Raw genomic sequence first — 9,755 nt, 5'->3', positions numbered from 1 at the left:
CATTAGCAATATTGTCGGTCCAGGTGATGAAATGATTGTGGATGTTCCAGGATGGCCGCAGCCTTTAGTATTGGGAAAAGCTATTGGAGCTACGGTAAAAAAACTGGAAAGACAAGAAGATAATGGTTGGATGTTTTATTTTGGCCAATTGGAAGAGCTTATCACTGAAAAAACCAAACTAATTTTCCTCTGCAATCCGAATAATCCGACAGGTCATGTTTTGAACGAAGCAGATCTTTTACATATAGTAAATTTGGCAGATAAAGTTGGCGCATATGTACTCACCGACGAAGTTTACCGCAATATGGAATGGAATTGTCCCTTAACACCGAGAATGGCAACATTATATGACCGTGGAATTAGTACAGGAAGTGTATCAAAAGTGCTTGGCTTGCAGGGCCTCCGGACAGGATGGATGGTCACCAGAGACAAAAACTTATTATTCGATAGTATTGTTTTAAGAGAAGATACCAGCGAAATAATGAACATAATGGGTGAAGCAATAGCCGATATTGCATTAAGAGAAGACCGGTTTAAAGCAGCCGTTAGAAAAGCGCGAAAGTCGGCAAAAGAAAATTTAGACTTGTTAGATGATTTTGTAAAAACTCATGATGAATTATCATGGGTTCGACCGGTTGCCGGCTTAATCGGTTTATGTAAATTAAATATTGATTTAGGTTCTACCGAAGTAGCTGAAACATTACTTAAAAAGCCTTATAGTTTAATGGTTATGCCGGGAAGCGCTTACGGGTATCCAAACCATATACGGGTTGGCGCAGGAGGCGGCAGTAAAAATGACATTGAAAAAGGTTTGGATCGATTAGACCAATATTTTAAGTGCCGTGCTTAACTGAGAACTCAAATTAAACGAATTAGGAACAAGGACCTTAATTATGCCAATTGCGAATAGCTGCTCTTATTTAACCTCTTCCGGGTTCGGGCTCGAACTTAACGATCTTGACCTTGCTGATCTCAATGATCAAACCAGAGATATTTTGGTTAAGGCTTTTTATCAAAGTGGTGGAGTACTCTTGATCCGTAATCAGCAGCATCTAACCCCAAAGCAGCTTTGTGATTTTGCCGCACTATTTGGCGTTGTGGAGAAAAACGAAAAATATAACCCAGACTTTCTATTACCAGATTATCCTGAAATTCTCCGCCTTGGTACCTTGATGGAAGAAGGAAAGAGAAAAGCACTGTGGATTAAATCCGATGAAGAGTTACTCTGGCACAGTGATGATACGTTCCGCCATCCCCAGCCCATCGGTTCCTGCCTTTATTGTTTGACCGCACCAAAGGAGGGTGCCGCTACATGGTACGCGGGAATGAACCATGCGTATGACGCGCTATCAGATGACCTTAAAAAGCGCATAAACCCGCTAACTGCGGTACACTCATATGATCACTTAAACGAACTCCTGCGTCAAACAAATCCGCATCGCCCTCCTTTAAGCGAGGAATTGAAGGCGAATTTACCACCGATCACACGGCCTTTGGTCGCTGAGCATCCGGTGACCCATAATAAGTCAATCTATGCCACCAACATTCATATTGAACGCATAAATGGGATGGATGATAAACAAGCAAGAGAACTACTGGAAGAGCTATTAAGTCACGCCACAAAACCCGAATTTGCCTTCGCCCATGCATGGCAACCCGGTGATTTGGTGCTTTGGGATAACCGCTGTACCATGCACGCACCGTCACCATTTGATGACAATAAATATGAGCGACTTATGTATCGACTAACCATGAATGGTGAACAGATAGTGGGCGCTGTAGCTTTGAATACAGCTTAATCATCACCAGCATCTGAATGTCCGCTTTGGGTCGGAAGCAGACACTCAACCCATAGTCCGAATGGTCTGGAAAATTGCTCAGGCTTGAGATGTATTTTCCATAGATTTAGAAATAACATATTCCTCAAAAGCTACTTCCTGCTCTAAACATATCTTCAAATATAGCTTATTGTCGTTAACGAGAAGTTCTTTAGTGCCTGCTTTGGGGATCGGTATTTTTGCAACCATACAAAATGCTAACAATGCAGCAGCTACTTCCGCATTGGAATAAGTTATTTTGTCGTCGTCAAATTCGAGTGTCTTATCCACCAACAAAGTTACTTTAGAACCATCATTATCAGAAATTATAGAATTTTCGATTTCAAATTGATCAAAATATTGATGTCGTAGTTTAGAAAAACTTACCAAAGATTTCCTTAGTTCCGGTTCACTGAAGTATATGTAATTTTCTTCTAGTGGCATAACAATTTCCTTTCTGGAATTGTAAATTCACAGAATAATTTTGTTATACAAAAATGGCTTGTTTAAAGGTTCTTGATTGACCAGTAAAAATAGAACAAAATATCTATATATCAATCAATAGTTTATGACCAATGTATTAAGAACATCTTAATGTGTAAAGATTTTCAGTTTTGTTAAATTGACCTAGTTAAATCAAGCTAAGAGTTGGGTGTTTGTGCCTGAGGAATAGAAAACCTATTTCAATTGAAATGAACAGTCAAATTAGATCCTGACGAATGTCCGCATTAGGTCGAAAGGAGTCATTTAAAACTTCTTCAAAGTGAGTATCAATTCAAATCTGAAATTCTTAAATAAAGTCAATATTTCAGATAGCATGGATATTCTGTCTGCGCTTTTCTTGAAGCTTCGATGTCTATATCGATCACTTTTATCGGGTTTTCTTTATCGGTACTTCCAATGCGTTTGCCAGCGGGCGCGTATGCTATACCAATACCGCCAAATTCGGGTAAATTTTCCTTTGATTGTCCGACACGGTTTGAGCTCAACACATATGCGCCTGAGGTTACTGAGGCCATCGCACAGGCTGCTTCCCAATTATTGGTATTTTTACCGCTTGCTCTGGGTGATACGATTAAATTTGCGCCGAGCCGGCCATAGTGCCGCGCTTTTTCCGTGAACATAAGCTCCGTACAAAGCAAAACACCCACTTTTAAATCCGCAATTTCTGTAAGCTCAAACCCGTCTAAAGCAGTTTCAAACCATGATGCTTCGTGCCAGCCCTCTTCAGAGGGAAAATAATGCTTTTGATGCATTGGTTGATAATGATCACCTTCAAGTAAAAAAACTTCATTGACCAACTTTCCGTTCACCAGTTTAGGTCTTGAGGAAATAATTGCGGCAACATCCAATTGCGATAATTTTCCCATCGCTATATCATGTTCTTCGACCCATGCTTGTGCTTCCTCAAGATTAAATTTTTCTACAACAGGTCGCCATGAACCAAATGGCATTTCATTTGTCACGAGGATATCCGGATTTGCCGATTTAACTTGCTGTTGAATATTACCCCATTCAGCGTCTTCTGTTTTTAAACCATCAGGCCATTCTACAAATGCGACTGTCGCCATATTTACGTCCTTAAATACTATTATTATCTAATTTGTGATGATATTAACGTCATTCTAAACTTGTGTATAGTCATAGGATGAGACTGACTTGATATCGTGGAAACAAGACTATATGATCCGTTTTCACAAAGATAAACAGGGAGCAATTAAATGGCAAAAAACGAGCATAGCTGGAATAGACGTAATTTCCTTATGCGTACTGGCGGCGCCAGTGCAGGATTAATATTCGGCATGGCTATCCCATTTGCGCGTAATATGCCCGCTAGCTTTGTACCGATTGCCTTAGCACAAGATGCTTCCAATATTCCGGGTAAGGTTGGCTTAACGGAATTAAATGATCGCCCGCTTAATGCAGAAACGCCCGCACATTTATTAGATGATACCATCACACCAACCAACAGACATTTTATTAGAAATAACGGCAATCCCCCTGAAGATGTTGATTTAAACTCATGGCGTTTAACCATCGATGGTCTTGTTGAAAATATTCTTTCCTTATCCATTGATGATTTAAAAAATCAGTTTGACGTTGTGAGCTATGACTTACTGGTTGAATGTGGCGGTAATGGCCGTGCGTTTTTTGATCCCCCAGCACGTGGTAATCAATGGACCTATGGTGCCGTTGCGTGCTCCAATTGGACAGGCGTTCGCCTTAGTGATGTATTAAAAGCCGCAGGTGTTAAACCAGAGGCTATTTATACGGCCCATGAAAGCGCAGATACCCATCTTTCCGGTAATCCTGATTTGCAACCACTTTCACGTGGTCTACCAATTGATAAGGCAATGGATCCTTATAACTTAATCGCATTTGAACAAAACGGTGAAGCGCTTCATCCAATGAACGGCGCGCCGCTTCGTCTAGTGGTGCCGGGTTGGCCTGGGTCTTGTTCGCAAAAATGGTTGAACCGTATCTTTTTACGCGATCAGGTTCATGACGGTGCTAAAATGACCGGCACATCTTACCGCGTTCCTTCATACAAAGTGTCGCCGGGTGAGAAAGTAGCAACCGAAGATTTCCAAATCATTGAAGCCATGCCGGTAAAATCGCTTATTACCCATCCTGAAACAATGAAAAGCGTTTCAGAAAGCATGCTTGAAGTTCGCGGTCATGCTTGGGCCGGAGATACATCTATTAAATCGGTTGATGTCAGCCATGATTTTGGTGCAACTTGGCAAAAAGCGGAACTAACCTCACCCAACAATGCGCATGCTTGGCAACGCTGGAGCGCGCAAATTAATCTTCCTGAAAAAGGATATTATGAAATTTGGGCCAAGGCTACCGATGCAAATGGCATTTCACAACCATTTGCGATTGATTGGAACCCCAAGGGATACCTAAATAACAGCCTTCACCGCATTGCCGTTAAAAGGGTTTAATTATATTATGATCAGATCCTTATTTTTAATACTGATGTTATCCGCCTCTTTGACATCCAATCTCATTGCACAAGAGGAAGAAGAGCCCGAAATGGCGCTTTTGCCTTTAGGTGAAGGCCGTGAAGAAGTATTTTATCTGTGTTCCGCGTGCCATTCGATTAAAACAGTCGTACAACAAAAACTTTCCCGTGAAGTGTGGGACGAAACACTGGATTATATGGTTTCTGAACAAGGAATGCCGGAACTTGATGAAGAGGACCGGTTAAAAATCTTAAATTACCTTGGCACTCATGTCTCTCCTGAGAATAGCCCTTAAGTTAAATTTATATTCACCAGGGAAGCGATTTACATGCATCGCTTAAGTGATCAATCATCAAACGTAACCGGGAAGATAGAAACCTATTGGGCATAAAAACTGCGTGAATATCCCGTGTTGGTTGGGTCGTGAAATTTGGAAGTATTGAGATTAAAGAGCCACTTTTTATATGTTCCGCAACATAAAAGATCGGCAGCATTGCAATTCCAATTCCCGCTAGTGCGGCTTCACACATCATTTGACCAAGACACTCAAGACTGGGTGAACACAAGAAACGAAATGCCATATGAAGATATTATTACAGGAAATGTAACCCGTTTTAATTCGATCACAAGAAATGGAAGAATTTACGTCGATCAACTACAAAAAGTAGTGCCTTTTAAATTAGATGTAGATTTTCCTATCGTTACGGTTGGCTTATTAACTTGGTCATTACATGGTAGCAATACAGACCTTCCCAAGAAATTGGAGTTAAAAGCACGTCACGTTAGGTCTGCACACGGACTGACGAAACGTATTTTACTTGCCGAATGTAAAAGAATAGAAGAAGACCTGTGAAAATGAACATCCGCTAAAGGTCGTTTTCAGTCCTTCAGAATGTGTTTCTATTAGTTTCCGTATCAGTGTCTTTCCCGAAAACAACATACTTTAGACACAACAACGAACCGCGGGGCAACTCAATGTTAACCGTGCGTGTATTGTGGGTCGTTGAGCCTGTACCGAATGCTTAACCTTATTAGCATGTGTCTCCATCCATATGTAGGTCACATAGGTTACGATTAAATCATACATTTGTCACACATAGGTCACAATTAGCCGTGCAATTCGCGCTTAACTACATTAGAATTAAATTCCAGTTCGTGAGGAATTAACGGACGATAACTATGAAGAATAAATAGATAAATGGCAGAAAAGATAGACTTTTAAGCTAATATTTGTTGGCTCAAAGAGGAATGGATGGTGGGCGGTACGAGTATCGAACTTGTGACCTCCTCGATGTCAACGAGGCGCTCTACCACTGAGCTAACCGCCCACAAAAGGGTGAAGAGAGATTTATACTCAGTTTCTTCGAATAAGCAAGTCCAAATATAATTGCATATGTATATTTATTCATGGAAGATTAAGACATGATTTGATAGTCTAATTGGAAATAAGAAATTGAGATTATTATGAACTTCTTTAAAAAAAGCATACTTATCGCCGGACTTGTCTTAGTGACAGCGTGTTCATCAAATGTAAAAAGCAATGTGACACGGTTTCATCAATTATCCCAACCGAACGGGCAAACCATTGAAGTGATCGCAATGGATCCTTCGTTGCAGCAAAGCATTGAATTTGGCAGTTATGCTGGCATGGTAGGTGGTCAGCTTGGAAAAGCGGGCTTTAAACCCCCAAGCGGGAGTGCGTCCCAATTTGTTGCAGAAATCGCTTATAGCATTGAATCGCTTGAAGGTCTTGTTGCATCCGAAAGATCACCAATATCCGTTGGTATGGGTGTCGGTAGCGGAGGCCGCAGAGGTACATCCGTCGGCATGGGAGTATCTACCAGCTTAGGTTCCTCTAACAGAGATCCAAATTATTTAATCAAATTTCATATGAATATTACCGACTTATCAACCGGGCAACGGGTTTATGAAGGCCACGTTGAAAGCATCAACAGAAATGCAAGCCTAGCACAAACTATGCCTTTTCTTATAAATGCTTTATTTGAAGACTTTCCTGGGGAAAGTGTTAAAACAAATACAGTAACAGTAAAACCTTAGTAATTTTTGGACAATTTATGACATTACTTAATAAATCACCTGAAATGTGTGAACGATTAGCAGCGGCCAATCCATCTGAAGAAATGCTTACAATACTTTTAAGGCGCCGTTCATTGACAGTAAAAGATATGATCGGTCCGGGACCAAGTCAGGATGAGATCGATTTAATCTTAACAATAGGATCGCGCGTACCGGATCATAAAAAACAAGTACCATGGCGGTTCTTAACGATAGAAGGTGACGCGCGCCACAAAGCTGGCGAAAAACTTAGATCCATTTTTGTGAAAAATAATCCTGATACTGATAATGATTTATTGGATTTTGAGCAAAATCTTTTAACTCGGGCGCCACTGGTGATTGCCGTCATATCAACGGCAACACCAGATAATCCAAAAGTTCCAGAATGGGAACAAATTTTAACCGCTGGCGCTGTTTGTCAAAATATTTTGCTCGCTTCTAATGCCCTTGGTTTTGCGGGACAATGGCTTTCTGAATGGTATGCCTATGATGATGAATTTCTTGCTCATCTTGGTTTATCGAAAGACGAACGCATCGCGGGTTTCATCTATATCGGCACCGCAGGAAAAGAGCCCGCTGAGCGCGGTAGACCTGACATAAAAGAACTTACCCAAAAATGGCAAGGTTAACAAAAGCCGTTCAATTAAATTTGTTGTTCTTTTGTTTTAAGAAATCTTAAATCCGGATTTTCTTCAATAGCTTTATCAAGTCGCCAGGAATTCCTCGCTAAAAACACAGGGGAGCCGTTATGGTCTTCGGCCATATTGGCTTTATTGGTATCGACGAATTTCTTTAATTTGAAAGCATCGTCACTTTCTACCCACTGCGCCGTGTAGAGTGATGTATTTTCAAACCGACACGGCACATCATATTCGGTTCTGATGCGGTCGGCCATTACCTCGAATTGTAGCATACCGACGACGCCCACATACCATTCGGCACCGATAACAGGTTTAAAAACGCGGGCCGCGCCCTCTTCTGCTAATTGAATGAGTGCTCTTGATAAATGTTTTGCTTTCATCGGGTCTTCTGCGCGAACCGTTTGAATATATTCCGGTGCAAAACTTGGAATGCCCGTGAACCTTAATTCTTCACCTTCGGTCAGACTATCACCAATTCTTAAATTACCGTGGTTTGGTATTCCGATAATATCACCAGGCCACGCCTCCTCGGCAAGTTCGCGGTCCTGCGCCAGAAAAAGAACCGGATTATGTAAATTTACGGTTTTACCGCTGCGCACATGTTTAAGCTTCATTCCTCTTTTGAATTTCCCGGAAACCATTCTGAAGAATGCAATTCTATCGCGATGTTTAGGATCCATGTTGGCTTGAATTTTAAAAACAAAACCACTCATTTTCGTTTCATAGGCATCAACGCCGCGCGTTTGAGTATTATATTCACCCGGTCTAGGGGCATGTGATGTTAAGCCATCCAATAATTCTTTAACGCCAAATGTATTAATCGCACTACCGAAAAAGACAGGGGTCATCGTCCCTTCTTGATAGGCTTGAGCATCAAATTCAGGGCATAGTTCGCGTACCATTTCCACATCTTCACGAAGTTTCTCAAGTAAATCTTCACGAAGAAGTTCTTTTAATTTAGGGTCATCAACACCTTCACAGACAACTCCATCATCCGGACGATCACCTTTACTGCGTTCAATTAAAATAAGTCTGTCATTGATCAAATCATAACAGCCTTTGAAATCACGCCCCATTCCAATCGGCCATGTGGCTGGCGCCACATCAAGCGCAAGCGTATCAGCAAGATTATCAAGCAGTTCAAATGGGTCCAGTGCTTCGCGGTCCATTTTATTAAAAAATGATATCACCGGCATGTCTCTTAGGCGGCAAACTTCAAATAGCTTTTTGGTTTGTCCCTCAACACCTTTCGCACTATCAAGTACCATTACGGCGCTATCCACCGCGGTCAACACACGGTATGTATCTTCCGAGAAATCTTCATGGCCCGGTGTATCAAGAAGATTAAACATACGTCGTTCATATTCGAATGACATCACGGATGATGCCACGGAAATACCGCGTTCTTGCTCAACCTTCATCCAGTCAGAACGGGCGCGACGACGATCGCCGCGTGCTTTAACCTCGCCGGCCATTTGAATGGCGCCACCGAACAACAATAACTTTTCTGTTAAAGTTGTTTTACCGGCATCCGGATGCGCAATAATAGCGAAAGTTTTTCTGCGGTCGACTTCAGTATCGAGTTGGGACATCAGTATTCTCTAAAATAAAAAAAGCTCTTAAACTCGCCGGAATTTAAGAGCTTCACTGTCTAAAGTACAGCTTTATTTTTGAGCTTAGTTTAAATCAAAGTCAGCAAGTGCTTGTGCCGCATCTTCGCGGCCATTTTTAAGTGCTTCTTTTAACCAAATTTTTGCGCGGTTAAGATCTTTATCAACGCCTTCGCCAAACGCATAGAGTAATCCTGTTACCAATTGCGCATCTTTAAACCCAAGATTGGCAAGCGGTGTACAAATCGCATAGGCCACATCAAATTCAGATTGGCTAAAAGCTTGAAGGCAACGATTTTGCTTATCTTCATAATAAGATAAATCATATGAAACCGTATCATCATATGCTGGAATTTCGCCATGAACAGACGCATGACTATTAAATACAAATGAAGCCGAAAATATGAATAAGCTTACTGAAGCTATAATCGCTTTTTTAAACATGATGATTGCCCTATATACTCAAAACTAAATCGTTAACTTTTTGTTAATCATTTATAAATTGTATAACAAGGGAATTTAAAAAAAGCAATTATTACTATATTTCAATGACATAAATGTGATTTAGGTATTAATTTATATAGTTAATTTCTAAAATTATGTAAAAATATTTTACAACTACCCATGAAGTGTATCAAATTT

Annotated in this window: 12 protein-coding genes and 1 tRNA gene; 7 read left to right on the top strand and 6 right to left on the bottom strand. The window is 40.9% G+C overall.

The features are described from left to right. Both ACTF6W_RS01505 and ACTF6W_RS01500 read left to right on the top strand, forming a co-directional pair. A partial coding sequence (locus tag ACTF6W_RS01505) for an aminotransferase class I/II-fold pyridoxal phosphate-dependent enzyme (RefSeq protein WP_438992772.1) occupies positions 1-850 on the top strand: 850 nt, incomplete at its 5' end. A 43-nt stretch (positions 851-893) separates the two neighbouring features. Continuing rightward, positions 894-1,799 carry a TauD/TfdA dioxygenase family protein gene (locus tag ACTF6W_RS01500; RefSeq protein WP_438992771.1) on the top strand — a complete coding sequence of 302 codons (906 nt, stop codon included), beginning with the start codon at positions 894-896 and terminating at the stop codon, positions 1,797-1,799. Between the two features lie 78 nt (positions 1,800-1,877). Here the strand turns inward: ACTF6W_RS01500 and ACTF6W_RS01495 are convergent, their stop codons facing one another. Together ACTF6W_RS01495 and ACTF6W_RS01490 are read right to left on the bottom strand one after the other, a co-directional pair. Next, positions 1,878-2,261, bottom strand: coding sequence for a hypothetical protein (locus ACTF6W_RS01495; RefSeq protein ID WP_438992770.1), 384 nt, complete (start codon positions 2,259-2,261; stop codon positions 1,878-1,880). Between the two features lie 356 nt (positions 2,262-2,617). Then, complete coding sequence (locus ACTF6W_RS01490; RefSeq protein WP_438992769.1) at positions 2,618-3,388, bottom strand: carbon-nitrogen hydrolase family protein; 771 nt, start codon at positions 3,386-3,388, stop codon at positions 2,618-2,620. Between the two features lie 150 nt (positions 3,389-3,538). Between ACTF6W_RS01490 and ACTF6W_RS01485 the strand changes: the two genes are divergently transcribed. Continuing rightward, the gene (locus ACTF6W_RS01485; RefSeq protein ID WP_438992768.1) at positions 3,539-4,765 is read left to right on the top strand and encodes a sulfite oxidase; all 1,227 of its coding nucleotides are present in this window, start codon (positions 3,539-3,541) and stop codon (positions 4,763-4,765) included. A 7-nt stretch (positions 4,766-4,772) separates the two neighbouring features. Beyond that, complete coding sequence (locus ACTF6W_RS01480) at positions 4,773-5,081, top strand: hypothetical protein (protein ID WP_438992767.1); 309 nt, start codon at positions 4,773-4,775, stop codon at positions 5,079-5,081. Positions 5,082-5,094: 13 nt separating this feature from the next. Here ACTF6W_RS01480 and ACTF6W_RS01475 read toward each other — a convergent pair whose 3' ends face one another. Next, positions 5,095-5,280, bottom strand: coding sequence for a hypothetical protein (locus ACTF6W_RS01475; RefSeq protein WP_438992766.1), 186 nt, complete (start codon positions 5,278-5,280; stop codon positions 5,095-5,097). Between ACTF6W_RS01475 and ACTF6W_RS01470 the strand changes: the two genes are divergently transcribed. Then, positions 5,280-5,639 carry a hypothetical protein gene (locus ACTF6W_RS01470; RefSeq protein WP_438992765.1) on the top strand — a complete coding sequence of 120 codons (360 nt, stop codon included), beginning with the start codon at positions 5,280-5,282 and terminating at the stop codon, positions 5,637-5,639. The two genes, ACTF6W_RS01475 and ACTF6W_RS01470, sit on opposite strands and share 1 nt — an antisense overlap. 400 nt (positions 5,640-6,039) lie before the next feature. Here ACTF6W_RS01470 and ACTF6W_RS01465 read toward each other — a convergent pair. Then, a tRNA-Val gene (locus tag ACTF6W_RS01465) sits at positions 6,040-6,114 on the bottom strand. Positions 6,115-6,250: 136 nt separating this feature from the next. Here ACTF6W_RS01465 and ACTF6W_RS01460 point away from each other — a divergent pair. Together ACTF6W_RS01460 and ACTF6W_RS01455 are read left to right on the top strand one after the other, a co-directional pair. Continuing rightward, on the top strand, positions 6,251-6,844 hold the full coding sequence (locus tag ACTF6W_RS01460) for a hypothetical protein (protein WP_438992764.1): 594 nt from the start codon (positions 6,251-6,253) through the stop codon (positions 6,842-6,844). 17 nt (positions 6,845-6,861) lie between these two features. Then, the gene (locus tag ACTF6W_RS01455) at positions 6,862-7,491 is read left to right on the top strand and encodes a nitroreductase family protein (protein ID WP_438992763.1); all 630 of its coding nucleotides are present in this window, start codon (positions 6,862-6,864) and stop codon (positions 7,489-7,491) included. Between the two features lie 14 nt (positions 7,492-7,505). On the opposite strand, the gene ACTF6W_RS01450 is transcribed toward ACTF6W_RS01455, so the two are convergent. Both ACTF6W_RS01450 and ACTF6W_RS01445 read right to left on the bottom strand, forming a co-directional pair. Further along, a complete protein-coding gene (locus ACTF6W_RS01450; RefSeq protein ID WP_438992762.1) occupies positions 7,506-9,095 on the bottom strand; it encodes a peptide chain release factor 3 in 1,590 nt (529 codons plus the stop codon). An 84-nt stretch (positions 9,096-9,179) separates the two neighbouring features. Further along, the gene (locus ACTF6W_RS01445) at positions 9,180-9,557 is read right to left on the bottom strand and encodes a hypothetical protein (protein WP_438992761.1); all 378 of its coding nucleotides are present in this window, start codon (positions 9,555-9,557) and stop codon (positions 9,180-9,182) included. Between the last annotated feature and the right edge of the window lie 198 nt (positions 9,558-9,755).

The sequence above is a fragment of the Pseudemcibacter sp. genome, from assembly GCF_965661635.1.
In the GTDB taxonomy this organism is placed as follows: Bacteria; Pseudomonadota; Alphaproteobacteria; order Sphingomonadales; family Emcibacteraceae; genus Pseudemcibacter.
The sequence above is the reverse complement of the archived record's forward strand: the minus strand, read 5'-3'. Positions and strand labels throughout refer to the sequence as shown.

Bases quoted from the DNA above. Each gene is read 5' to 3' on its own strand.
- ACTF6W_RS01500 (WP_438992771.1), top strand. From the start codon at position 894: ATGCCAATTGCGAATAGCTGCTCTTATTTAACCTCTTCCGGGTTCGGG.
- ACTF6W_RS01495 (WP_438992770.1), bottom strand. From the start codon at position 2,261: ATGCCACTAGAAGAAAATTACATATACTTCAGTGAACCGGAACTAAGG.
- ACTF6W_RS01490 (WP_438992769.1), bottom strand. From the start codon at position 3,388: ATGGCGACAGTCGCATTTGTAGAATGGCCTGATGGTTTAAAAACAGAA.
- ACTF6W_RS01485 (WP_438992768.1), top strand. From the start codon at position 3,539: ATGGCAAAAAACGAGCATAGCTGGAATAGACGTAATTTCCTTATGCGT.
- ACTF6W_RS01480 (WP_438992767.1), top strand. From the start codon at position 4,773: ATGATCAGATCCTTATTTTTAATACTGATGTTATCCGCCTCTTTGACA.
- ACTF6W_RS01475 (WP_438992766.1), bottom strand. From the start codon at position 5,280: ATGCTGCCGATCTTTTATGTTGCGGAACATATAAAAAGTGGCTCTTTA.
- ACTF6W_RS01460 (WP_438992764.1), top strand. From the start codon at position 6,251: ATGAACTTCTTTAAAAAAAGCATACTTATCGCCGGACTTGTCTTAGTG.
- ACTF6W_RS01455 (WP_438992763.1), top strand. From the start codon at position 6,862: ATGACATTACTTAATAAATCACCTGAAATGTGTGAACGATTAGCAGCG.
- ACTF6W_RS01450 (WP_438992762.1), bottom strand. From the start codon at position 9,095: ATGTCCCAACTCGATACTGAAGTCGACCGCAGAAAAACTTTCGCTATT.
- ACTF6W_RS01445 (WP_438992761.1), bottom strand. From the start codon at position 9,557: ATGTTTAAAAAAGCGATTATAGCTTCAGTAAGCTTATTCATATTTTCG.